Raw genomic sequence first — 25,135 nt, forward strand, 5'->3', positions numbered from 1 at the left:
CATGAGCAAGCTGTGGGGCGGACGGTTCACGAAGAAGACCGACCAGTTGGTCGAAGAATATACCGCATCGATTACGTTCGATAAGGAATTGGCCGAGGAGGACATCCAAGGCAGCCTGGCGCACGTGACGATGCTGGGCAAGTGCGGCATTCTTCCTGCCGACGACGTGGAGACGATCAAAGAAGGGCTGCTGAAGGTGCGCAACCGGATCCAGCGCGGTGAGATCGAATTCGCGATCGCGGACGAAGACATCCATATGAACATCGAGAAGGCGCTGATCGAAGAGATCGGGCCGGTAGGCGGGAAGCTGCACACCGGCCGCAGCCGCAACGACCAGGTAGCGACCGACATGCATCTGTACCTGCGCAAGCGCGTGGTCGAGTTCGTCGGGCTCCTGTCCAAGCTGCAGGCGGCGCTGATCGGACAAGCCAAGGCGAACCTCGACACGATCGTGCCGGGCTACACCCATCTGCAGCGCGCGCAGCCGATTCTGTTCGCCCATCATTTGATGGCGTACGTATCCATGTTCGGCCGCGATATCGAGCGCCTGCAAGACAGCTACAAGCGCATCGACGCTCTCCCGCTGGGAGCGGGCGCTCTCGCCGGCACGACGTTCGCGATCGATCGCCAGTACACGGCGAAGCTGCTGAACTTCGGCCGCGTCTACGAGAACAGCCTCGACGCCGTCAGCGACCGCGACTTCATCGTCGAGTTCCTGGCCGGTGCTTCGCTGATCATGACGCACCTCTCCCGCCTTAGCGAGGAGCTGGTGCTCTGGTCCAGCACCGAGTTCCAATTCGTCGAGCTGGACGATGCGTTCTGCACCGGCTCGAGCATCATGCCGCAGAAGAAGAACCCCGACGTGCCGGAGCTCGTCCGCGGCAAGACGGGCCGGGTATACGGCAATCTCGTCGGCCTGCTGACCGTCCTGAAGTCGTTGCCTCTGGCCTACAACAAGGACATGCAAGAGGACAAGGAAGGCATGTTCGACACGGTCAAGACGCTGCAGGGAGCGCTGCAGCTGTTCGCTCCGATGGTCGAGACGATGAAGGTCCGCAAGGACAAGATGCGCCGCGCTGTCGACCAGGACTTCTCGAACGCGACGGACATCGCCGACTTCCTCGTGGGCAAGGGACTTCCGTTCCGCCAAGCGCATGAAGTTATCGGCAAGACGGTTCTGTATTGCATCCAGAACAACAAGTTCTTGCTCGATCTGACGCTGGACGAATTCAAGCAGTTCTCCACGCTGTTCGACGAGCGGATCTTCGACGTGCTTCAGCCGGAAGCGGTCGTCAACGCTCGCAACGTGTACGGCGGAACCGCTACCGTTCAGGTTGCGGCCGCGATCGAACGCGCCGAGGCCGAGCTTGCGAAGTCGCAGGCCTGGGCCGACGAGTACGCGGAGAAGAGCAAATAGGCAGCAGAAGAGAAGGCCCGAAGCCGCTGAGCGGTTTCGGGCCTTTTTTCTCTCTTATCCGCGTCTTGCGCTAGCGCTATCCATTAACCGTTTCTATATCATCTCTCCCCTTCGCTCAGTTTCAGGTGACCTCATAAACTCCGCCTCATCGCATTATGCCGCCTCTCCCCTTTGCTCAGTTTCAGCTTCCTGAGCGAAAGGGAGAGGCGAGCTAGCGTCAATATCCCGGTAAGCTAAAGCCGCCTAGTCTCCCCTGCTGCCTAAACTAAACTCTCGCTGCCTTCCCCTTATACAGGCTCGGCAACGCCGCTTGAGCCGCTGCTTCCGTTGCTCGAACCCCCGCCGGCCGCAAGCCGGGAGTCGGCCGGATTCACGGCGATGAGCTCGTTCTGAGCCTTGTAGGTGCTCGTAGCAAGCTTGGTGCGCTCCGTTGCTTTGCCGTTCACCTTTTTAACCCGATAAGATTCGATCACGTAACCTTCGGCGCCCTTCTGCTGGATCTTGGACTGGCCGAGCTTGATCCCGCTGTCCGCCACATAGGAGATCTTCGGGGCAACGACCTTCTTCTGGACCGTCTCGACGTCATAGGAGACGCTTTCGTCCATCGTACCGAACAGTTTGATCGAGAGCACCTTGTCTTTCACTTCCGTGCGGATAAGAAGCTGCTTGCCCGTGGAGTTCTTGAAGCGGAAGTTGATGTAGCCGTCGGCGAAGGTGGCGTCCATTCCGATCGGGAGATAAGCGACGGGAAGAGAATGGTTGCGGCGTTCGGTGATGTCGATGCCCGACACCCGGATGATGGCGTTATAAAGAGTGCTCGATACTTGGCAGATGCCGCCCCCGATGCCGGGCACGAGCTTGCCGTTCTGAATGACGGGCGCCTCCTGGTAGCCGTATTCCTTCTCCGTCTTGGCGACGATCGCGCCGTAGTCGAATTCGTCTCCGGGCAAGAGGAGGGTGCCGTCCAATGCTTTGGCCGTGGCGGTTACGTTGTGGGAGCGTCCGTCTCCGCTTGTTTTGAAGGAGGTGGAGAACTCGATGATTTTGCGATCGAGCCCCTCATTCTTGAGGCTGGCGACCGTCACTTCGGGGACGACCGCCATCAGAGGAAGCTCGACGTTCTGCTCCGCGGCTGCGCCGTCCGCCAGATCAGCCGGTGCAAGCAACAGGATCGACTCTCGCAGAGCCTCTAGATCGGCTTGGGTTCCGAGCGTCTCCGGGGTATAGACGACCTCGTCCGACGCCGTAATCGTGCGCGAGGCATTGCCGGGCTCCGAGCTCCCCAGCCCGCCCCATGCCTTCGACAGAGCCCGGTCAAGCGCCGCCCCGTCCCAATTGACTTGGATCGCGTAGTCGGAACGAAGCTCCTTCTTCATATTCCCCCTCTGCCACCATTTGGCCTCGCCGAACGCCCTCAGATCGGATTCGGCTTCCTTCGCTTCGATCTTCATGCCCAATTGGGCAAGCGTCAGGGCGGGGGTCTCCTTCGTTCCTTGCTTGACCCGCACCGAGGCGGCTTCCCGTTCGTCGATCCGCTTGTGTAGAGCGTCGAGCGCCTGCTTCGAGCTTAAGCCTCCGAGCGGAAGTCCTCCGACGGTCAACCGGGGCGGAAGCAGATCCTCTCCTTCGCGCAGAGCGCGCCCGCCGGCCGTACCGGCTCCGACTCCCACGACAATAACGAAGACGACCGCGGCTATCCACCATTTTCTCATGGGCATCCCTCCGAGTTACCCTTATCGTTCCAGAACATAAAGAGACTGGCATTATCATATACGATTATCCAGAGGACATTGTTGTTGGGGCAGATTAGAAAATTTTAAAAAAATCCGGAAACGCAAGCGGTACAAGCCTTTGAAGTCGAACGCGGCTGCCGGACGGTGCGGAGAAGGATCGACATGGGAAGGAAATTCGCGCATGATGTCGAAGTATCTAAAGTCTGAATTCAAACGGGAAGTGATCATGTGATAGAAATGCACGACATCTGGAAGACCTATCCGGACGGAACAACCGCTCTGCAAGGCATCAACGTTGTCATCGACCGCAATGAGTTCGTATACATAGTCGGGCCATCCGGCGCAGGCAAATCTACCTTTATGAAGCTTATCTATCGGGAAGAAGTGCCGACCAAAGGGCAATTGTCCGTTAACGGGTTCAATATAGGCAAGCTTAGACCGCGCAAAATCCCCTACGTTCGTCGCAATATCGGAGTCGTGTTCCAGGACTTCCGCCTGCTTCCGAAGCTGACCGCTTACGAGAATATCGCATTCGCCATGGAGGTCATCGAAGCTTCGAAACGCTCGATCCGCCGTCGCACGATGGAGGTTCTGGACCTCGTCGGCCTGAAGCATAAGGCGAACAGCCTGCCGGCTCAGCTGTCCGGGGGGGAGCAGCAGCGCGTCGCCATCGCTCGCGCCATCGTCAACAATCCTTCGGTCATCGTCGCCGACGAGCCGACCGGGAACCTGGACCCGGAGACCTCCTGGGGCATCATGAAGCTGCTGGAAGAGATCAATTTCCGCGGCACCACGATCGTCATGGCCACCCATAACAAAGAAATCGTCAACAGCCTTCGCAAGCGCGTTATCGCGATCGAAGGCGGCACCATCGTGCGGGACGAGCTCAGAGGGGAGTACGGCTATGAGATTTAGCACGCTGCTGCGCCATCTGAGAGAAGGCTGCAAGAACGTTCTTCGCAACGGTTGGATGTCCTTCGCATCGGTGGGCTCCATCGTTGTCTCTTTATTTATACTGGGCGTCTTTATGCTTCTTGCCCTTAACGTGAACAAGCTGGCCGACCAGATCGAGAATCAGGTCGAGATCCGCGTCTACGTGCAGACGGGAACCGAACAAGCGAAGGTCGAAGAGATCAACCGGACCATCGGCCGCCTTCCCGAGGTGAAGAAGGTCACCTTCGTTTCGAAGGAAGAGGGGTTGAAGCGTCTTAGCGAGAGCCTTGACGATAATGCCAAGACGGCGCTCCAAGGCTATGAAGGGGAGAACAACCCGCTGCCCGACGGCTTCGACGTCGAAGTCTTCGATCCTCAGAAGATCGCGTTCGTGGCGAAGCAGATCGAGGCCATCAATACCACGGATGCCGATAAGCCGATCATGGGAGTCAAGTATGGACAAGGCACCGTGGAGAAGCTGTTCCGGATTACGAACGCCGTGCGCAACATCGGGCTCGTTATCGTGGCCGGCCTCGCGGTCATGGCGATGTTCCTCATCTCCACGACGATCAAGATGACGATTCTGGCGCGGCGCCGCGAGATCGGGATCATGAAGCTGGTCGGCGCGACGAACAACTTTATCCGCTGGCCTTTCTTCGTGGAAGGGATTCTGATCGGATTCGGAGGCGCGGCGATTACGAGCGCCGCCTTGCTGTTCGGGTACTCCAGGCTGATCGACACCGCCCAGTACGATTTGGGCCTCATGCTGATCAAGCTGGCTACCCTTCAGGATGTCGGCTGGATTATTACCGGAACGATGCTTATTCTCGGCACGCTGCTTGGCATCTGGGGAAGCGTCGTATCCGTTCGCAAATACCTGAAAGTATAACCGTACAAGCAAGACGAACAGAGAGAGGAGAGATAACGTGAAGCGCAAGCTTTTGGCGGTCCTCGCCATGTTGGTCGCTATCGTTTTTCTGACTCATCCATACGAGAGCCATGCGGAGACCGAGCTTCAGAAGATCGAGAAGGAGATCAAGAAGCTGCAGGATCAGATGAACCAGGCTACCGCCGAGAAGAAGAAGGCGGAGCAAGAGGCCCAGAACCTGGCCGCCAAGAAGAACGCGACGAAGGAAGATATCGTGGCGCTTCTAGCCGAGATCGAGAAGGCGGGATCGGAGCTCGTGGAGACGCAAGCTCAGATCGACGCCGCGGAAGAGAAGCTCCTTAAGACGACCGAAGAGCTGGAGAAGGCGGAGCAAGATCGGCAGAACAACGACGAGACTCTGAAGAGCCGAATCCGGATGCTGTATACGAACGGATCGGTCTCTTATCTGGACGTCTTATTCAGCTCGACCAGCTTCAGCGACTTCTTGAGCCGCTTCGATGCCATTAAGTCGATCATGGGGCAGGACAAGCAGGTGCTGACGCAGAGCGAAGACTACAAGGCGTTGGTCGAGGATAAGAAGGCTCAGGTGGAGAGCGATCTATCGAACGTGAAGGCGCTGTACGGCCAGATGGCCCAGCGAAAGGCGACGCTGGAGATCAAGGAACAGTCCAAAGAGGTTCTGATCTCCCAATACGACAAGCAGATCGAGGAGACGGAAGAGATCAGCGAAGAAGCCGAGAAGGCTCTGATCGACTTCGGCAAGAAGTACTCCAAGCTGCTGGAACAGAAGAAACAGATCAAGAACTACTACAAGGGCGGCAAGCTTGGATTGCCGCTGCGGGCTAACTACTACATTTCTTCTCCGTATGGATACCGGACGCATCCGGTTACGGGGCAGAAGAACAAGCTGCACACCGGGATAGACATGGCGGTGCCGAAGGGAACGCCGGTCTACGCGGCGGAATCGGGCGTCGTCATCGTCGCGCAGACGTGGAGCGGCTATGGCAACACGATCATTATCAACCATGGCGGCGGGCTGTGGACGCTGTACGGGCATCTTCTCAACGGAGGCATTCTCGTGAAGAAGGGCCAAGAGGTCAAGCGGGGAGACAAGATCGGCCTTGTCGGCAAGACGGGAACGGCTACCGGCTATCACCTTCACTTTGAAGTTCGGAAGAACGGAGATCCGGTTCCTCCGGCGCCATATTTGAAGTAATTCCAATCGAGAATCGAGCAGCAGCCGCTCCTGATCCTTGCGTTAGCGGGGAAGGAACGGCTGTTTTGCTGTTGAGGGATAGGCCTTTGAATGGCGAAAACGTTTTTTGCTTGCTATATCGCGGATTTCGTCGGATGATAAAAAGAGAAAAGGGGTGAGTCTTCATGATGTTTCGCGGTAGGACCGTACTGGCCATAGCAGTGCTGACGGCTCTGACAACAAGTGTCGCTACCATAGGAGCGCTGGGCTTGTCGGGGAACACGAATTGGAGCCTCGCCTCGGGATTTTCGTCCGGCTCGAACAAGGAGTCGGGCAGCGAATCGGAAGGTTTGAGAAAGGCGGAGATGGAGAAGCTGAACCGAGCGTTCGAGCTGATTAACGATAAATATCTCCAGAAGTTCGAAAGAGAGAAGCTGCTGGATGGAGCGATCCAAGGGATGGTTGGCGCTCTTGGAGATCCTTATTCGGCTTACTATTCCTCTGCGGATGCGTCCAAATTCGCGGATTCCGTGCAGGGAACGTTCACGGGAATCGGAGCGAGGCTCGATATCATCGAGGGTGCCGTCGTCGTGGAGAGGGTCATGAAGGGCATGCCCGCCGAGCGGGCCGGACTTAAGCCCGGAGACATCCTGCTCTCCGTGAACGGGGACAGTCTGGACTCGCTGTCCATTAGCGAGACAGTCGCGAAGATTCGCGGTCCCAAGGGCACGAAGGCAAAGCTTGAAGTCAAAAGAATCGGAGTCGATGAGCTGCTGGAGCTGGAGCTCGTTCGGGACCGCATCGTCGAAGAGACGGTCGGAAGCGAGATCGGCGCGGATGGAATCGGCTATCTATGGATAAGCCAGTTTACCTTCGATACGCCGAAGCTGGTCGCGGATGAGCTGCAAGACATGGAGAACTCCGGAATGAGGGCGCTCATTCTCGACGTTCGCGACAACCCCGGCGGGGTGCTGACCTCGGTCGAAGAGGTAGCGAAGCAGTTCATACCGGCCGGCAAAACGATTGTCGTCGAAGAGAATAACTTGGGCCAGCAGGAGAAGGTTGTCTCGACGGGAACGGAATCTCCGACGGGTCCGATCAATTATCCGCTTGTCGTGCTGATGAACGGCGGGAGCGCCAGCGCCTCGGAGATCCTGGCGGGAGCGTTGAAGCAGTCGGCGGGAGCCATCCTGGTCGGCAGTCAAAGCTACGGCAAGGGGACCGTCCAGATCAGCTACGAGAACGAACTTGGGGACGGCAGCTTGCTTAAGCTGACGGTATCGAAGTGGCTGCTTCCCGACGGCACTTGGCTGAACGGGAAGGGCATCCGGCCGGATGTTGCCGTCTCGATGCCCGATTACTATTACGTGTCCGTCTTGACGCGGGATAAAGTCCTGAAGAAGGATGAGAGCAGCGATGAGGTGAGGAAGCTGCAGATCATGCTGGCGGGAGCGGGCTATTCTCCCGGACGCGAGGACGGTTACTTCAGCGACGCCACGGAGCTGGCGGTGCGCGCGTTCCAACGGGATTCGAATATGGCGGAGACGGGCGTGGTCGATAACGCAACGGCAGAGCGGCTTGAAGACGCGCTCAATCTTCGAATCCAGAAGCTGGAGAACGATCCCCAGTGGCAAGAGGCTCGCGCGCAAGCGTTGCAAAAGCTCGGCGCATGAAGGGCAACGGCACGGGCTTCGGCTTGGGTTGGGATGAAGCTCATAAGAAGCTTCTCCCGGGAAGGAATCCGCGACCCGCTCGTCGAATAGGTAATAGGCTGCGAAAGGGGTTAGCGGAATGGACTCTTTCTTGGATCTATTGAGGGAAGCGGGGCATGCCCTAGCGGCGATGCTGGCCGCCCCTTATCTATACATAGCTATCGTTCTTGCCTGGTGGCATGCTCGGCAAGAGGTTGTCTTGCAGAGAACCATGTTCCATGTCAGGCTTTACAGCTCGCTTACCGTTATCTTCTACCGAACGCTTGCCGGGATCGCCGTCGGGCTAATCCTCTCGGTTCTAGGTTTGGGAGCGGGAGGACGTTTGGATGAAGCGACCCTGCTTTGCATTTGGATAGCTCTTCCCGTTCTGGCGTTGCTTCGGCTTCGCTACGTCTGCATCGCATACGGTGCCGGTGCATTGGGCGTCCTCCAGTATATTCTTGATTGGAGCGGGGTCGAAGCTTCGGACGGCGAGTGGGCTAAGACTCTGCTCGGAATCGACGTTCCCGCGCTGCTCGTTCTTGCCGGGCTGCTGCATATCGGAGAGGGCCTGCTTGTCCGGTGGCAAGCCTCCAAGTTCGCGGTGCCGTTATTCCTGGAAGGCAAGAGGGGCAAGCCGGTAGGCGCATTCGCCCTATCGGGACTCTGGCCGGTTCCGCTGCTCTGGCTCATTCCGGCGACGGGTTCGGCGAGCGGGTTCGCCCTTCCGTGGCATCCTTTATCGGACTGGGACGGCAGCGTGGCGAGCTGGGTTTTGCTCTCCTTCCCCGTGCTGATCGGATTTACCGATCGGACGACGACGAAGTGGCCGGAGAGCAAGGCTAGGGAGATGAGCTGGGGGCTGATCCTCTACGGCGTTGCGATTGCCGGGCTTGCGGCCGGAGCATGGTTCTGGGAGCCGCTCGGTCTGGTTGCGGCGATCCTGGCATTCGTTCTTCACGAAGGCCTAATCCTGTGGGGCCGCTCGCGCGAAACGGGACGCAATCCGTTATTCTCGCAGGATGGCCGAGGGGTAACGATTCTGGCGGTGCTTCCGGGAACGCCGGCCGCCGAGCTAGGGCTGCAATCGGGTGAGAAAATCCTGAAGGTCAACGGCCAGAAAGTGCGAAGCAAGGAGCAGCTCCACGCGGCGCTGCAGCTCCAGGCTGCCTATTATCGGATCGAGTTGACGAACCGGGAAGGCCACGTGAAGTTCGCGCAGCGGGCTCGCTATGCCGGAGAGCCGCATCAACTGGGTCTCATTCTCGCTCCGGACGAGGATGCCGACTGGGTAGCGGCCCCTAGGTCGGGCTCCGTCTGGCAAGGGCTGCAGCGCGCCGGCGCGAGAAGACGCAAGGGATCTCTGGCTGCGGAAACTCTGGCGGCGGCCGCCAGAGAGGCGAACGGAGCGAACGGAGAATTGGCGGCTTCCGAGGATAACGGCACATCCCAAGGGGCGGTTGAGAACCCGGAAGGGAAGAACGCCGATCCCGATGCGTTGCCGCCGCGCAAATCCCGGAATAAATAAAGGCGCAAATAAGGGGATGTCTCTAAGGTCGTCATGACCAAGAGACATCCCCTTTTACAAGTCTAATTGTTCTGCAGCAGCCACCAGATAACGGGAACCGCGATCGCAATGCATAAGAGCGTGAACAGAGTGATTTTTATCACGCTGCGGGGGACATGCCCGGAGACAAGGCCGGTTTGCCCGTTCACCATGTAACGATAAGGCTTATTCTTGAAGGAGTAATTGGCGTTCCAGACCGGCAGCAAAACATGTTTATAAGTGCGATTGTAATATTTCGTCCCGACGCGCAGACCCCGGATCTCATCCCCGCCGATCTGATGGCGGATCTCATGCTCCAGCGTGTTGCTCATCTGGTTGCGGGCTCGATTCCATCCTTCGCCTCGGGAAACGGAATACCTCTCGGCGATGAAACCGCTAAGGTACTCGGGCAAATAACCGGTCAGCTTCTCGAGCCGGAAGTTGCCGAGCTTCTGGAGAAGCTCGCCGTCGTACTGGCCGGAAGCGGGAATGAGCACGTCGTCGAACGAACGGCCGTAGTCTCCGGATACATGATGCCAGACCGTGTAGCGCACTCTCTCGGTATACGTCTCCGTTTTGCCGTTGACGACGCGGGTTCTCGTCTCCGTTCGATAGTGATAATTGCCGCGCTCGGCGGAGTAATTGGAGTACGTATCGGAATCGTACGTCCAGTACGGAATGTAGATGCCCGTGAGAGCGGAATCGATCGTTCCTTTCTTGAAGGCGTTCGGCACGAACCAACGCTTCCTCTTCCACGCCCGGAAAGAGGAGACCGCTTCATCTCTGGATATCTGGAACGGGATCATCGTCTCCGGCCGGATCGTGCCGGCCGTATCTTCCTGCACGAGCACCTTCGGCGATCCGCAGAACGCGCAGATCGTTGCCGTCTGAAGGGCGGGGATCAGGCTTTCCCCTCCGCAGTTCTGGCATTTGACCGCCTGCTGCTTCATGCCCCAGTCGGTGCGTCCGCGATTCGTCTCCTCGTCCATCTCTAGGTCGTGCTCGACCGCTTCCTCGCTCGAGGCGATGATCGTTTCTTCTCGCCCGCAGAATTGGCATTTCATCGCTTGCGCTTCGGAATCGAAGTGCATCGGCCCGCCGCAGCCGGGGCACGGGAAGGTGACGGGAGATTTGGTTGGGACGGCTTCCATCGTCATCCTTCGTTACACCTTCGTTCCGCAGCCGGAGCAGAACTTCGCATTCTCGGCCAGAGGCTGCCCGCATTCCGCACAGAAGCTTTTCTTCGCGCCTCCCGATGGAGATGCGGGGGCGGGGCTGTGACCGGGGTTCGCCGTTCCCGCATTATTCATGGCTTGGGCGAACATCTGGCCCATGGCCATGCCTGCGCCGAGCCCCGCCCCCGTGCCGGCGGCTCCGGAATCCGGGTTGTTCGCCGCTTCGCGCAGCGCTTCCGCGGCTTGGAACTTCATGTACTGGTCGAGGTTGCCGGCGATGCTCATGGACGATCGGCGATCGATCATCTTCTCCACCTCTTCCGGGAGGGAGAGATTCTCGATCAGCAGGCCGGTCAGCGACAGTCCCATAGCGTTGAATTTCGGCTGAAGCAGCGTAGAAATATCGCGGCTCAGTTCCTCGTAGGAGGAGGCCAGGTCCGCTACGGGGATGTTAGACTCCCCGATTCGGTCGCTGACGCCGGTAACGATGATGGATTTCAGATAACCGGAGATCTGCTCCGGGGCGAAGCTTGCGCTTGTTCCGATAATCTCCCGAAGGAAGAGAGCAGGGTCGTTCACCCGGATCGAATAGCTGCCGAAGCCGCGCAGCCGAATCATCCCGAATTCCGCGTCCCGCATAATGACGGGGTTCGTCGTCCCCCACTTCAGGTTCGGGAAGCTGGCGGTGCTGATGAAGAACACGTCCGCTTTAAAAGGCGAGTTGAAGCCGTGCTTCCATGATTTCAGGGCCGTCAGCAGCGGCATATTCTGAGTATTGAGCGTATACGTCCCCGGACCGAAAACATCCGCGAGCTGACCCTCGTTCATAAAGATCGCCGCTTGCGATTCCCGAACGACGAGCTTGGCGCCCATCTTGATGGCATTATCATAGGCAGGGAAGCGGTACACCATCGTTTCTTTGTCGCCCAGCCACTCGATGACTTCAATAAACTGGCCTTTCAAGAAAGAAAACAGTCCCATTGCTAAACCTCCGTATGGTGATTTCCATTTTTCTAGATAAATCTATTATACTTTACGGGTGAACGTTGCAGTAGGTTGTTTTGACGCGAGCCGGGTGCAGAGGATATAATGGATAAGAACATACATTCTTGTATAAACGAACCATATGGATAGATTTGGAGCATTATCGGGAAAAGAATAAGGAGGTGCTTGGCCAATGTCCGAGATGTCATACGATTACGAATATGCACCGGCTAACTTCAAGGTGGAATCCGAGTATACGCCGCAAGGGGACCAGCCGGAAGCGATCGCGCAACTGGTCGCGGGCCTGAATGCCGGTGTTCGGCACCAAACCCTGCTGGGCGCAACCGGAACGGGGAAAACCTTCACCATCGCGCACATGATCGCGCAAGCGAACCGTCCCGCGCTCGTGATTGCCCACAACAAGACGCTGGCAGCTCAGCTTTGCAGCGAGTTCAAGGAGTTTTTCCCCAATCATGCGGTGGAGTACTTCGTCAGTTACTACGACTACTATCAGCCGGAGGCTTACATTCCTTCGACGGATACGTATATCGAGAAGGATTCGAGCATTAACGACGAGATCGATAAGCTGCGCCACTCCGCGACCTCCTCTTTGTTCGAGCGCAGGGACGTCATTATCGTCGCCAGCGTATCGTGCATCTACGGCTTGGGTTCTCCGGAAGAGTACCGAGATCTCCGGTTGAGCCTGCGGGTCGGCATGGAAAAGTCCCGCAACGCGATCCTGCACAAGCTGGTGGACATTCAGTACCAGCGCAACGATTTGAACTTCGTCCGCGGGACGTTCCGGGTGCGCGGCGACGTGCTGGAGATTTTCCCGGTCTCGCGAAGCGACCGGGCGATCCGGGTCGAGCTGTTCGGGGACGAGATCGAGCGCATTACCGAGATCGACACTCTCACCGGCGAGATAGTAGCGGACCGCGATCACATCGTCATCTTCCCGGCGTCTCACTTCGTGACCGCGGAGGAGAAGATGAAGGTAGCTCTCGTCAACATCGAGCGGGAGCTGGAGGAGCGGCTGGCCGATCTGCGCGAGAACGGCAAGCTGCTGGAAGCACAGCGGCTAGAGCAGCGCACGCGCTACGACCTCGAGATGATGGCGGAGATGGGCTTCTGCTCCGGCATCGAGAACTACTCCGGTCCTCTCACGTTCCGCGAACGGGGAGCGACTCCATACACGCTCATGGACTTCTTCCCGGACGACTTCATTACGGTCATCGACGAATCCCACGTGACGCTGCCGCAGATCCGCGCGATGTACAACGGAGACCAAGCGCGAAAAACCGTGCTTGTCGAGCATGGCTTCCGTCTGCCTTCGGCAAAGGATAACCGGCCGCTTAAGTTCGAGGAGTTCGAGAAGAAGGCCAAACAGCTTGTCTACGTCTCGGCAACCCCTGGTCCTTACGAGCTGGAGAATTGTCCGACGATGGTGCAGCAGATCATCCGGCCTACCGGACTTGTCGATCCGATCATCGAGGTGCGTCCGACCAAGGGGCAAATCGACGACCTGCTCGGCGAGATCCGCGATCGGATCGCCAAGGACGAGCGCGTTCTCGTGACCACCTTGACGAAGAAGATGGCCGAGGACCTGACCGACTACCTGAAGGAAGTCGGAATCAAGGTCAATTACCTGCACTCGGACGTCAAGACGCTCGAGCGGATGGCGATCCTGCGCGACCTGCGTCTCGGCACGTTCGACGTTCTCGTCGGCATTAACCTGCTCCGCGAAGGCCTGGACTTGCCGGAAGTATCCCTTGTCGCCATTCTAGACGCCGACAAAGAAGGCTTTCTTCGTTCGGAGCGCTCGCTCATCCAGACGATCGGGCGGGCCGCCCGTAACTCTGAAGGACGCGTCATTATGTACGGCGACAAAATCACGGAGTCGATGGAGAAGGCTATCGGCGAGACGGAACGCCGTCGAGCCATCCAGGTCGAATACAACGAGAAGCATGGCATCACGCCGCAGACCATCCGCAAGAAGGTTCGCGACGTCATCGAAGCGACCAAGGTCGCGGAGCAGAAGAGCTCCTACCTGTCCGGAGCGGAGAACGTCGACAAGATGACGAAGAAAGATCGTCTGTCGCTCATCCAACGCCTGGAGGCCGAGATGAAAGAAGCGGCGAAGAGCCTTCAGTTCGAACGCGCCGCCGAGCTCCGCGACGCCCTCCTGGAGCTGAAAGCCGGAATGTAACCAATAACCAAGGGCCGATCAGGGTTCTCCCCGATCGGCCTTTTTGCCGTTCTTTCTCGCCGACGCATCTCATGCCCCATCTCATGCCCCATCTCATGCCCCATCCCAAGCCTCATCACATTCACACTCCCATTAATGTGTCATTCCATTCAACTAGCTCGCCTCTCCCCTTCGCTCAGTAGAAAACTAGTAGGTCGTCTCTCCTCTTCGCTCAATAACAGTAGAAAAAATAAGGATTGCAGTTTCTATTCTTCTTTGAGAGATAGAACGAGCTACAAAATAGGGGGGGCGAGGGGCTCTATACAGGAATGGGGGGCAAGATAGGCATGAAGCGGATCGAGATGAGCGTGGACAGAATGGGCATGATGCGGATCGAGATGAGCATGAACAGAATGGGCATGAACAGATCGAGATAAGCGTAGACAGTATGGCATGAAGAGGATCGAGATAAGCGTGAACAGAATAGGCGTTAACCGGAGAGGGGAGCGTGGGCAAAATACGACAAGTCCCGGACTGGGGCTGCCGCTTTCCTGCTGCGTCCTGAATTTACAGCGTCCGCTCTCGGAGAATGACGGGAGAGGAGAGTTAGGCATGAACAGGCAGACGGCTGCTTAAGCAAGCCACGGCCATGTGCCGAAGGCATTGTCCATCTTTGCGCAAGGCGTTCCACCGGAAGGTGAATTCGGCTAAGTATTTGCCCAAGTTGCGCAGGGAGACGCCGTGATAGGTGTCTTGGATTCTCTTAAATCCCGCTTTGCAAATGGAAGCCAGGGTTTTGCAATGGCGCTTGGTCAAGTACTTGGACCTGTAAACGGTAGTCTTCTGGCTCGCGGGATCAGGAGAGACAAAACGGGACTTAAATCGATGACAGCCCATTGGCGTCATCGTTCTGTCCAGCATCTCGCTGCGTGAAACCTCCATTAGAGCAATTTGGACGGGCTGACCGGCGGAATCGCACGCAACGCCTGCCGCAACAGGCTGCTCATGATCTCCCAATTCGAGGGAACTGAGTTTTTCCCGCCCCCAAATCGCAAGGCCCGCCTCGATAGATCCCGACAGAGAGCCCGAACGCAGATCGCTCTCGGTGGAGAGCAGGCTCTGCCGAATTTTATCCAACATGGCATAGGCCGTTTTATAAGTGACGCGTATAAGTTGGGTTAATTGAACGGCGTTGATGCCGCTGGAGGGATCGCTGAGTCGATGCATCGCATAAAGCCACTTGGACAGAGGAGTGCGAGTCCCCTCTAGAAAAGTACCCGAGGTAACGGAGGTCTGATAATGGCAGCGAGTGCACTCGAATAGAGGCATCCTCCGAGTAGCGATCGTGTAAGCTTCCCGAAATCCGCATTGCGGACAAGCATATCCGGACGGCCAGCGACAATGAAAAAAGAAGCGAAGACAGGCTAGCTCGCCGCCCTGTTCAAGCAAAAACGCCTCATATGAATCCGACACAATCTCACCTCGCCTACCATAAACGGGAACAAGTGTTCTGTTTTTATTATAGCAAAAATGTGGAAAAAAGCAATGGTTTTGGCGAAAGGATAATGGGGGAATTCGAAGAAATAGTCTACTGAGCGAAGGGGAGAGGCGGGCTAGCGAACCGAAAAGAGGGAACCGAAAAGAGGATGGAAAAAAGGCGAGCAACTCCTAAAAAATTGTTGTAGCGGGGTTAGTGGTGGTTAATATGAGCGAGCAGTAGGTGAAATAGGGAGATAGATGGCGAGTAGAGTATTAGAGAGGGGGCGGCAGAAAATCGATAAACGAAAAAAGAAAATGAGCAGCAGGATGGCGGTTTCCTAGCTGCTCATTTTTGCTTCTTATAATCCGCGGACGGCGCCGCCGTCGACGAGGAGAGCCTGTCCCGTAACGTAAGTGTTCGCGTAGGAGCCAAGGAACACGGCGGCTTTGGCGAATTCCTCGGGGGTGCCGACGCGGCCGAGCGGAATGGCGGCGTTGGCTGCCCGCTGCACTTCTTCAATCGAGACGTTCAGGCTCTCGGCGCGCTGGTAGTCGAGCTGGGTGATGCGGTCGGTGCCGATGCGGCCCGGAGCGACGGTGTTGATCAGGATACGGTCCGGCGCAAGCTCTAGCGAGAGCGACTTGGTTAAGGAATTGACGCCGGCCCGGAAAACGTTCGACAAGATCAGGTTAGGAATCGGCTCTTTGATCGACATGGAAGCGACATTCACGATGCGGCCGCCGTCGGCGGATTGGCGGAGAAAGGGCAGCGCTTCGCGGATGAGCCGAATGACGCTGAGAAGCGTCAGCTCATAGCCTTGCTGCCAGCCTTCGTCGTCAAACGATTCGAATCCTCCTTGAGGCGGGCCACCGGCGTTTGTCACGAGAACGTCGAGTCCGCCATGCCTTTCGGCAGCGGAACGGATGGCGCTACGGACGTCCTCCGCTTTCCTTACGTCGAGAAGTACCGTATGCGGCTCATGGCCTGTTGCGGAAGCGATCTCGTTTCGAGCGGCTTCCAGCTGCGCGGCGTCGCGGCTGGCGATGGTAACCTTGGCGCCTTCGCGCGCATATTCAAGGGCGATCGCTTTGCCCAGCCCTTTGCTGGAGGCCGCGACGAAGACGGATTTTCCTGCTAGTCCCATATCCATGTTGCTCATCCTCTCTCTACACTTTTTTACCCAAGATGGCCAGATCCCGAGCAATTCCGTCCAAGACGGCTACTTCCGGATAGTAGCCCCATTGTTCGAAGCCGAGCTTGCGAAGCAAACCGATACTAGGTTCATTATGCGCAAAAACAAAGCCGAGCAAAGTGTTCACCTGAAGGCGAGGGCATTCGGACAGGACATGCTTCAGGATCTGAGTGCCGACGCCTGTGCCTCTCGCGGATTCGGCGACATAGACGCTTAGTTCCGCGGTTCCGTTGTAGGCCGGCCTGCCGTAGAAGTCGCTAAGGCTGGCCCAGGCTAGAAGCTCTTGCCCCCGCTTGGCTGCCCAGATGGGCCGGCGGTCCGGGGCGTGTGCCTCGAACCAGGAGATGCGAGCCTCGACGGTGACGGGCTCGAGGTCGGCGGTGACTCGGCGGGAAGCGATGGTGCTGTTGTAGATGTCCACGATAGACGGCAAGTCGGACTTATCGGCGAACGAGAAAGTTAGCATGCGGAAGCCTCCGATATATCAAATCTATATAAGAAATTGTAATGCACGATTAGGGAAGTCACAACCGAGACCGTAGACTTTCCATTTGCAACCTAAACAGGGCTCCGCTATAATGGATGGGAACACACATTCTTATGAACGGACAATCGCGGCCAGCGACCGTAGGTTTCGCTGCGACCGTATCGAAAGGGGCTTTACCGTTGGCCAACGAGAATATCGTTATCAAGGGCGCCCGCGCCCATAACCTGAAGAACATCGACGTAACGATTCCGCGCGACAAGTTCGTCGTATTGACCGGATTAAGCGGATCAGGCAAGTCGTCATTGGCGTTCGATACGATCTATGCGGAAGGACAGCGCCGTTACGTGGAGTCTCTGTCGGCTTACGCCCGCCAATTCCTCGGCCAGATGGACAAGCCGGACGTCGATTCGATCGACGGCCTCTCGCCGGCCATCTCGATCGACCAGAAGACGACGAGCCGCAATCCGCGCTCTACCGTCGGTACCGTAACGGAGATCTACGATTACTTGCGTCTTCTTTTTGCGCGCATTGGACGTCCCCATTGCCCGGATCACGGCGTGGAGATCACGTCCCAGACGGTCGAGCAGATGGTCGACCGGATTCTGGAATACCCGGAACGCACCCGCCTGCAGATTCTGGCTCCGATCGTCTCGGGACGGAAGGGAGAGCACGTCAAGCTTCTGGCCGACGTTCAGAAGCAAGGATTCGTGCGGGTGCGGGTGAACGGAGAGATCCGCGATCTGTCGGAGAAGATCGAGCTGGAGAAGAACAAGAAGCACTCCATCGAGGTCGTCGTCGACCGGATCGTCGTGAAGGACGACGTGGCGACGCGTCTCGCCGACTCGCTCGAGACGGCGCTCAAGCTGTCCGACGGCCAGGTGATCGTGGACATCATCGACAAGGAAGAGCTTCTCTTCAACTCGAAGCTCGCATGCCCGGTCTGCGGGTTCTCGATCGAGGAGCTGGCTCCCCGGATGTTCTCGTTCAACTCTCCGTACGGAGCTTGCCCGGATTGCGACGGCCTTGGCGCGAAGATGGTCGTGGACCCCGACCTGCTCGTGCCGGATCGCAGCCGCAGCATCGATCAAGGGGCTTTCGAGGCATGGGCCGGCGGCGTCTCGAACTATTATCCTCAGTTCCTCGCGGCGGTGTGCGAGCATTACCGCATACCGACCGACGTGCCGGTATCCGAGCTGAGCGACAAGCAGATGAATATCATTCTGTACGGCACGGGCGGAGAGAAGGTTCGCTTCCGGTACGAGAACGAATTCGGTCACAGCCGCGACACGCAGGTTCCGTTCGAGGGAGTCATTCGCAACCTGGAACGGCGTTACCGCGATACGGCTTCCGACGGCATTCGCGAATTCATCGAGGAATACATGAGCGCGCGCCCATGCGCCAAGTGCAAGGGGCATCGCTTGAAGCCGGAGGTACTCGCCGTTACGATCGCGGGGGAGAATATCTCTTACGTGACTTCCTTGTCTATTGGCGACGCGCGCCGGTTTTTCAGCGGGCTGACGTTGAACGACAAGGAACTGCAAATCTCCAATCTGATCCTCAAAGAGATCAACAACCGTTTAGGCTTCCTTGTGAACGTCGGACTCGACTATCTTACGATGTCCCGGGCGGCGGGAACGCTCTCCGGCGGAGAAGCGCAGCGGATTCGGCTGGCGACCCAGATCGGATCCAGCTTAATGGGCGTCCTGTACATTCTGGACGAACCGAGCATCGGCCTTCATCAGCGGGATAACGACCGCCTCATCCAGACGCTGGAGCATATGCGCGACCTCGGCAACACGCTGATCGTCGTCGAGCATGACGAGGACACGATGCGAGCGGCCGATTATCTGATCGACATCGGGCCGGGCGCCGGCATACACGGAGGCAACGTGGTGGCTCAGGGCACTCCGGAGGAGGTCATGGCGGACGAGAATTCGCTGACTGGCGCTTACCTGAGCGGACGCAAGTTCATCCCGGTGCCGCTGGAGAGGCGGAAGCCGAACGGCAAGTGGCTGGAAGTGAAGGGCGCGAAGGAGAACAACCTGAAGAACCTGAACGTCAAGATTCCGCTCGGCGTGTTCACCGCCGTGACGGGAGTGTCCGGCTCCGGCAAGTCGACGCTGGTCAACGAGATCGTGTATAAGACGCTGGCTCGGGATCTGAACCGGGCGAAGACTCGTCCCGGCGAGTACAAGGAGATGCTCGGCATCGAGAACCTGGAGAAGGTTATCGACATCGACCAATCTCCGATCGGTCGCACGCCTCGCTCCAATCCGGCGACGTACACCGGCCTCTTCGACGACATTCGCGACGTGTTCGCGATGACGAACGAATCGAAGGTGCGCGGCTACAAGAAGGGCCGCTTCAGCTTCAACGTGAAGGGCGGCCGCTGCGAAGCCTGCAAGGGAGACGGCATCATCAAGATCGAGATGCACTTCTTGCCGGACGTCTACGTGCCTTGTGAAGTGTGCAAGGGCAAGCGCTACAATCGCGAGACGCTGGAGGTCAAGTACAAAGGCAAGAGCATCTCGGATGTGCTCGAGATGACGATCGAGGCCGCGACGGAATTCTTCCAGAACATCCCGCGAATTCACCGCAAGGTGAGCACGCTGCTTGACGTCGGTCTCGGCTACATGACGCTTGGCCAACCGTCTACGACGATGTCGGGCGGCGAGGCGCAGCGCGTCAAGCTGGCGGCCGAGCTGTACCGGCGCAGCACGGGCAAGACCCTCTATATACTCGATGAGCCGACGACGGGGCTTCACGCGGACGATATCGACCGCCTGCTGCAGGTGCTGCAGCGGCTAGTCGATTCCGGCGAGAGCGTGCTCGTCATCGAGCACAACCTGGACGTCATCAAGACGGCCGATTACCTGATCGACCTCGGACCGGAGGGCGGCAGCGGCGGCGGCACGCTGGTCGGAACCGGAACGCCTGAACAGCTGGCGAAGATAGCGGATTCGTATACCGGCCGCTACCTGGCCCCGGTGCTGGAGAGGGACCGTGCGCGGACGGAGGCGGCCATGGCGGCTTCGGCTACGATCGAATAAGCGCGATACAACAACAAGGCTGATCCCTCTGAGGATCAGCCTTGTTTTATTTGATTTTGGCGAGTGCGGTCTCTCCCGTACGGGAGAGCTCTTGAATGCCATATCGGGAGATCATCGAGAGGAAGGCATCGTTCTTGTCTTTGTCCCCGACGACTTGGACAAAGAGACAATCGGCTTCGGCCTCGAGCACGGGACAGTTGAAGAGATCGAGCAGGCTCCGCAGCTCCGACCGCGCTTCCGCCGGGGGAGAGAGCTTGAGCAGCATAAGCTCCCGCGCGATCGAGGCGGTAGAACCGAACCTTGCGACCTGGACGACATCGATCAGCTTGCTGAGCTGGCTGACGATCTGGGCGATCCGCTGCGGTTCACCCTGCACGGCGATGATCATCCGGGAGAAGCCCTCCCGCTCGCTCCCGCCGACGGTTACGCTGTCGATGTTATAGCCCCTGCGCGAGAACAGGCCGGACACCCTTTGCAGTACGCCAGGCTTGTCTTGTACCGTTACCGACAGGTATTCTTTGCCGAAGTCCATCATGACCAATCCCCCAGTATCATGTTCTCGAGGATATCCCCTTGCGGAACCATCGGGTACACCAGCTCTTCTCTGTCGATCACGAAGTCGATGAGCACGGGAGCGGGGGTGTTCAACGCTTCCTGCCAGACGGCTTCGGCTTCTTGCTTGTTCGTTGCCCGCAGTCCTTTGACCCCGTAAGCTTCCGCGAGTTTGACGAAGTCAGGGCTGCCGGATAGGTCGATGTGGCTGTACCGTCCTTCGTAGATAAGCTCCTGCCACTGGCGGATCATCCCCAGCGTCCGGTTGTTGAAGACGGCGATCTTGACCGGAATGTCGTGGATCGCGCAGATGGCCAGCTCCTGGGCGCACATCTGCATGCCCCCGTCCCCGTTGACCGAGACAACGATGCGGTCCGGGTTACCGACCTGGGCGCCTATCGCCGAGGGAAAGCCGAACCCCATCGTTCCCAGCCCGCCGGATGAGAGAAAGGAGCGCGGCGACTCGTATCGGCCGAACTGCGCCGCCCACATCTGATGCTGGCCGACGTCGGTCGTGACGATCGCTGCTCCTTCGGTCGTGCGGGCGATCATCTCCATAACATACTGAGGCTTCAACGTCGTATCGGAATCCCGATACCGAAGCGGGTACTTCTCGCTCAGCAGCCGAACATGCCGGTTCCATGGAGCGATATTTTCTTTTATTGCGTTAAGTTCGTCTTCAGATAATTGCTCGAGTAAACGATTAAGCTCGTTTAGTACCTGCTTGGCGTCGCCGGCAATGGCGATGGCCGTCGGCACCAGCTTGCCGATCTCGGCGGCATCGATATCGATGTGGGCGATTCGCGCGGAACGGGCGAAGCCGTCCAGCCTCATCGTGACCCTATCGTCGAATCGGGCTCCGATGGCGATCAGGAGATCGCATCCGATAAGCGCTTGATTCGCGGCATACGTGCCGTGCATGCCCGGCATGCCGAGCCAGCCGGGATGAGAGGGAGAGACGCTTCCGAGTCCCAGCAGAGTAGTAGAGACCGAGTGGGTCGTTATGCAAAGAAACTTCTCCAGCTCCGAGCAGGCGCCCGATGCGATCACGCCGCCGCCGGCGAGCACCAAGGGACGCTTGGCCGCTTGGATAGCGCGGACGAGCTCCTCGATCGCTTCTAGCGGGGGATGGGGACTCGGCACGTATCCGGGCAATTCGATAGTCGCCGGGTAGACGAAGGGAGTCCGCTCGGCCGACACATCCTTCGGGATATCGACCAGCACCGGGCCGGGCCTTCCGCTGCCGGCGATGTGGAAAGCGGCGCGAATCGTCCAGGCCAATTCTTCCGCGCTTCGGACCATGAAGCTGTGCTTCGTGATCGGCTGCGTAATGCCGACGATGTCGGCCTCTTGGAAAGAGTCGGTGCCGATCAGCGCCGTTGGGACATTGCCCGTAATGACGACCAGCGGAACCGAGTCCATATACGCCGTGGCGATACCCGTCACGAGATTCGTCGCCCCCGGTCCCGAGGTCGCGAGGCAGACGCCGACCTTGCCGGTCGAACGGGCATAGCCGTCGGCGGCATGAATGGCTCCTTGCTCGTGTCGGGTCAGCAGGTGACGGAAATCCGGATTGTCGTGCATCGCGTCATAGATATAAAGCACCGCTCCGCCCGGATAACCGAAGACGCATTCGACTCCTTCCAAAAGCAGCGTGCGAAGCAGGATCTCCGAGCCGGTCAGCTCCTCCCGCTGAAGCAGCTTGGCCCGGGTATCTTCGGATAACCATCCGCTCATGCGATTTTCCCCCTGTCGAATCGATTTACGACTCTAAAGTAACATGCAGGGAGAAGGGAACACTCTATCCTTTCGGATACTTTGGTAGTATACTTTTCGATAAAAATGCGGGTTAACGGGAGTTGGCGTCATGGGGCAGACGTTCGGGGACCGAATTGCCAAGCTGATGGACGATCACTTCGTCGGCCGCGAGTTCGAGCTGGAGTACTTCCGGCAATGGCTCATTCGGCTCGAGGAGCGGAGCGAACGGATCTTGAATATATCGGGCACGACCGGCATGGGCAAGACTTATCTGCTTGATCGTTACGCTCGAATCGCTAGCGAGCTGGGGGCTGCGTACGTCCGCGTGGACGTGCGGGAGGCGATGGGGCTCCCGGATCGCTTGCTCGAAAGCATTCATCTGCAGATCGTTGCTCCGAATTCATCGGTTCCTCCCGGAGCCTCCCTGCTGGATAGATGCTTTCACGGGTTGAACGAATTGGCGGAGCGGGGGAAGCTCGTGCTTGCCTTCGACGGGTACGAAGAGATCGGGGATCTGGACCATTGGCTGCGAGCTACCTTGCTGCCGGGGTTAAGCGGGAACACGCTTGTCGTGATCTCCGGAAGATTCCCGCTCGAGGGACCATGGCGGCATGCGCCCGCTTGGAAAAAGCTCATCGTCAGGCTGCCGCTCAACCCGCTAGGCTACAACGAAATTCGCGGCTATCTGCGCAAGTGGGGCATCGAGGAGGAGAGCGCCGTCGATTCCGTATGGCTGAGGACGATGGGGCATCCTCTGGCGCTGTCCCTGTTGACGCCTATAGAGCCGGTCATGAGAAGCGGCTTGAACGTTGCCGTTCATGCCGACGGTACGGCGGAGAGGGAAGAACCGCTGCGGGCGCTGCTGGACAATTGGCTTAGGGAGGCGCCGGACGACGAGTTGCGCCGGCTGCTTTACGCGGCTTCTACCGTTCGCTTCTTCCATCAGGACCTGCTCTCCCGGTTGGTCGGAGAAGAAATAGCTCCCACGCTGTTCCAACGATTAGCCGATCTGTCGTTCGTCTCTCGGTCGGCTAACGGCTGTCAGCTTCAGGAGCTGGTAAAGGAGACTCTGCAGCGGCAATGCCGAGAGCGGATGCCGGAGACTTATGAGGCCTATCGACGAAGGGCGATCGAGCATTACCGGGGCAGGATCGAAGAAGGTCTCGCTCAGGGGAAGGATATCGTTCGGGAGTTCGGGGAATGTCTTCGCTATGCGGACAATGCGGTGCTGCGGGCGCATTACCGGCATGCCCGCGAATCGCGCAACTACACGGAACCGCTTACCGCGGACAATATGCCGGAAGCGCGGGCGTATATACGGCGCAGGCTCCAAGAGAAGAAGCCGAGCAAGGTGCTGTGTTCCGACCCGGAATCCGGGGAGAGCTTCCGCTTCGAGCTGAGCGCGGCGATCGGCCGATCCCGCCTGTCGCTCGTTCCGCTGGAGGAGCTGATGGCAACCGGAACGGAGTCGGTCAAGCTGCTGCGGAACCCGGAGGGACGAATCGTCGGACTGTTCGCCATCGTTCCGGTTAACGGGTCCACGTATGATTTTCTGGCTCGGGCTCCGGTATCACAGGCTTACCTGTCTTCCTTGCCGGATGAGGAGAAGCGGCGTATCCGGGCATCCAAGGACGACACGGGGATCCGGTACGTGTATGCGATGGACGTGGAACGTCTGGAGTCGGAGGAGCTTCGCGCCGATATTATCCATGCTCTGCTGGATCCGATCCTGGCGGGGCGCCTCTTGGTCGAGTCTCCGCCGCCCCATGATTATTACAGGCTGGGCAAGGCGAGCCTGGGCTTCGAGCCGTTGGCCGGCGCGGAGCATCTGGACTACGGAGACGGTCAGCCGGCTCCCACTTATATCCTGGATACGAGAAGAGAGAAGGGGAAGGAACTGCTTGACCGCTTGATTCGCGAGCCGGGCGGCGCGATTGTCGCGGCGACTGCTCCGCCAACCGATTCTCCGGCCAAGCTTGGCCAAGAAAGGCTCACGCCGAGGGAGAGGGAGGTCGCGGCTTTGCTGGCGCAGGGACTGACGAATGCGGAGATTGCGTCAAGGCTGTTCGTCAGCGAGGCGGCCGTCAAGAAGCATGTGAACGCCATGCTCTCCAAGTACGCTCTTCGCAACCGGACGCAGCTTGCCAACCATATTCATCTAACCAACAGCGGAGGGACATTATCATGAATGCGGATCAATTGAAAAAAATAGCGGCCGAGAAAGCGGTCGAATGGATCGAAGACGGAATGACGGTCGGACTCGGAACCGGATCGACGGCTTATTGGGCCATTCATCGCATCGCCGAGCGGGTGAGGGAGGGCTTGTCCATTCGAGCCGTGGCCAGCTCGATCCGTTCCGAGCAGCTCGCTCGCGAGCTGGGCATTCCGTTCGTCTCCTTGAACGAGATCGATCGGATCGACCTGACGATCGACGGGGCGGATGAAGTGGACGACAACCTCCATCTGATCAAAGGCGGAGGCGGGGCGCTGCTGAGGGAGAAGGTGCTGGCGGCGGCAAGCGACCGATTCATCGTCATCGTGGACGAGTCCAAGCTCGTCGGAACGCTGGGCGCGTTCCCGCTGCCGGTCGAGATCGTTCCGTTCGCGGAACGCCTCACGCTGAACCGGCTTAAGGAGCTCGGAGGCGATCCCGCCATTCGAACGAACCCGGACGGGCAGCGCTACGTAACGGACAATGGCAATTGGATCGCCGACTGCCGCTTCGGAGCCATTCCGGATCCGGCCGGCCTTAACGAACAGCTCAACCAGATTCCGGCTGTCGTCGAGAACGGCTTGTTCGTCGGAATGGCCTCCGTTGTCGTCGCGAGCTTGAGCGACGGGAGCATCGAAGTGCGCCGACGCGGGTAA

General features: G+C 58.4%; 18 protein-coding genes and 1 pseudogene. 10 read left to right on the top strand and 9 right to left on the bottom strand.

Annotation, left to right across the window (positions count from 1 at the left end; all coding sequences use genetic code 11):
* The first annotated feature begins 1 nt into the window (after nucleotide 1).
* On the top strand, nucleotides 2–1,417 hold the full coding sequence (gene argH, locus ELR57_RS25530) for an argininosuccinate lyase (RefSeq protein WP_126962354.1): 1,416 nt from the start codon (nucleotides 2–4) through the stop codon (nucleotides 1,415–1,417).
* A gap of 287 nt (nucleotides 1,418–1,704) precedes the next feature.
* Here argH and ELR57_RS25535 read toward each other — a convergent pair whose 3' ends face one another.
* Complete coding sequence (locus ELR57_RS25535; protein ID WP_158630177.1) at nucleotides 1,705–3,129, bottom strand: VanW family protein; 1,425 nt, start codon at nucleotides 3,127–3,129, stop codon at nucleotides 1,705–1,707.
* A gap of 249 nt (nucleotides 3,130–3,378) precedes the next feature.
* On the opposite strand from ELR57_RS25535, the gene ftsE reads away from it, so the two are divergent.
* From ftsE to ELR57_RS25560, 5 genes are all read left to right on the top strand, one after another.
* The gene (gene ftsE / locus ELR57_RS25540) at nucleotides 3,379–4,065 is read left to right on the top strand and encodes a cell division ATP-binding protein FtsE (RefSeq protein ID WP_126962358.1); all 687 of its coding nucleotides are present in this window, start codon (nucleotides 3,379–3,381) and stop codon (nucleotides 4,063–4,065) included.
* Nucleotides 4,055–4,972, top strand: a complete 918-nt coding sequence (gene ftsX, locus ELR57_RS25545) for a permease-like cell division protein FtsX (RefSeq protein WP_126962360.1) — start codon at nucleotides 4,055–4,057, stop codon at nucleotides 4,970–4,972. Before ftsE ends, ftsX begins: the two co-directional genes overlap by 11 nt.
* Before the next feature lie 37 nt (nucleotides 4,973–5,009).
* The gene (locus tag ELR57_RS25550; RefSeq protein ID WP_126962362.1) at nucleotides 5,010–6,188 is read left to right on the top strand and encodes a murein hydrolase activator EnvC family protein; all 1,179 of its coding nucleotides are present in this window, start codon (nucleotides 5,010–5,012) and stop codon (nucleotides 6,186–6,188) included.
* A 164-nt stretch (nucleotides 6,189–6,352) separates the two neighbouring features.
* Complete coding sequence (locus ELR57_RS25555; RefSeq protein WP_126962364.1) at nucleotides 6,353–7,840, top strand: S41 family peptidase; 1,488 nt, start codon at nucleotides 6,353–6,355, stop codon at nucleotides 7,838–7,840.
* A gap of 118 nt (nucleotides 7,841–7,958) precedes the next feature.
* Nucleotides 7,959–9,386 carry a PDZ domain-containing protein gene (locus ELR57_RS25560; RefSeq protein WP_126962366.1) on the top strand — a complete coding sequence of 476 codons (1,428 nt, stop codon included), beginning with the start codon at nucleotides 7,959–7,961 and terminating at the stop codon, nucleotides 9,384–9,386.
* Between the two features lie 62 nt (nucleotides 9,387–9,448).
* Here the strand turns inward: ELR57_RS25560 and ELR57_RS25565 are convergent, their stop codons facing one another.
* Together ELR57_RS25565 and ELR57_RS25570 are read right to left on the bottom strand one after the other, a co-directional pair.
* Nucleotides 9,449–10,561: a TFIIB-type zinc ribbon-containing protein gene (locus tag ELR57_RS25565; protein ID WP_126962368.1), complete on the bottom strand. Its 1,113-nt coding sequence runs from the start codon at nucleotides 10,559–10,561 to the stop codon at nucleotides 9,449–9,451.
* A gap of 6 nt (nucleotides 10,562–10,567) precedes the next feature.
* Nucleotides 10,568–11,560 carry an SPFH domain-containing protein gene (locus tag ELR57_RS25570; protein ID WP_126962370.1) on the bottom strand — a complete coding sequence of 331 codons (993 nt, stop codon included), beginning with the start codon at nucleotides 11,558–11,560 and terminating at the stop codon, nucleotides 10,568–10,570.
* A 205-nt stretch (nucleotides 11,561–11,765) separates the two neighbouring features.
* Between ELR57_RS25570 and uvrB the strand changes: the two genes are divergently transcribed.
* Nucleotides 11,766–13,769 (top strand): excinuclease ABC subunit UvrB, encoded by a 2,004-nt coding sequence (gene uvrB / locus ELR57_RS25575; RefSeq protein WP_126962442.1) that lies wholly within the window; start codon nucleotides 11,766–11,768, stop codon nucleotides 13,767–13,769.
* A 585-nt stretch (nucleotides 13,770–14,354) separates the two neighbouring features.
* Here uvrB and ELR57_RS25580 read toward each other — a convergent pair.
* The 4 genes and pseudogenes from ELR57_RS25580 to ELR57_RS25590 form a co-directional block, all read right to left on the bottom strand.
* Complete coding sequence (locus ELR57_RS25580) at nucleotides 14,355–14,975, bottom strand: hypothetical protein (RefSeq protein ID WP_238162693.1); 621 nt, start codon at nucleotides 14,973–14,975, stop codon at nucleotides 14,355–14,357.
* 78 nt (nucleotides 14,976–15,053) lie between these two features.
* Nucleotides 15,054–15,221, bottom strand: a pseudogene (locus ELR57_RS28700) (transposase); the annotation flags it as partial.
* Between the two features lie 365 nt (nucleotides 15,222–15,586).
* Complete coding sequence (locus ELR57_RS25585; RefSeq protein WP_126962374.1) at nucleotides 15,587–16,378, bottom strand: SDR family oxidoreductase; 792 nt, start codon at nucleotides 16,376–16,378, stop codon at nucleotides 15,587–15,589.
* Between the two features lie 16 nt (nucleotides 16,379–16,394).
* Nucleotides 16,395–16,886, bottom strand: a complete 492-nt coding sequence (locus ELR57_RS25590) for a GNAT family N-acetyltransferase (RefSeq protein ID WP_126962376.1) — start codon at nucleotides 16,884–16,886, stop codon at nucleotides 16,395–16,397.
* Nucleotides 16,887–17,086: 200 nt separating this feature from the next.
* On the opposite strand from ELR57_RS25590, the gene uvrA reads away from it, so the two are divergent.
* A complete protein-coding gene (gene uvrA, locus ELR57_RS25595; protein WP_126962378.1) occupies nucleotides 17,087–19,957 on the top strand; it encodes an excinuclease ABC subunit UvrA in 2,871 nt (956 codons plus the stop codon).
* A 46-nt stretch (nucleotides 19,958–20,003) separates the two neighbouring features.
* Here uvrA and ilvN read toward each other — a convergent pair whose 3' ends face one another.
* Both ilvN and ilvB read right to left on the bottom strand, forming a co-directional pair.
* Complete coding sequence (gene ilvN, locus ELR57_RS25600; protein WP_126962380.1) at nucleotides 20,004–20,492, bottom strand: acetolactate synthase small subunit; 489 nt, start codon at nucleotides 20,490–20,492, stop codon at nucleotides 20,004–20,006.
* Nucleotides 20,489–22,246, bottom strand: a complete 1,758-nt coding sequence (ilvB, locus tag ELR57_RS25605) for a biosynthetic-type acetolactate synthase large subunit (protein WP_126962382.1) — start codon at nucleotides 22,244–22,246, stop codon at nucleotides 20,489–20,491. Before ilvB ends, ilvN begins: the two co-directional genes overlap by 4 nt.
* Before the next feature lie 130 nt (nucleotides 22,247–22,376).
* Here ilvB and ELR57_RS28440 point away from each other — a divergent pair, with 130 nt between their 5' ends.
* Both ELR57_RS28440 and rpiA read left to right on the top strand, forming a co-directional pair.
* A complete protein-coding gene (locus ELR57_RS28440; protein ID WP_238162694.1) occupies nucleotides 22,377–24,455 on the top strand; it encodes a LuxR C-terminal-related transcriptional regulator in 2,079 nt (692 codons plus the stop codon).
* Nucleotides 24,452–25,135, top strand: a complete 684-nt coding sequence (gene rpiA / locus ELR57_RS25615) for a ribose-5-phosphate isomerase RpiA (RefSeq protein ID WP_126962384.1) — start codon at nucleotides 24,452–24,454, stop codon at nucleotides 25,133–25,135. Before ELR57_RS28440 ends, rpiA begins: the two co-directional genes overlap by 4 nt.

This window comes from Cohnella sp. AR92 (assembly GCF_003990975.1).
Classification (GTDB): Bacteria; Bacillota; Bacilli; order Paenibacillales; family Paenibacillaceae; genus Cohnella.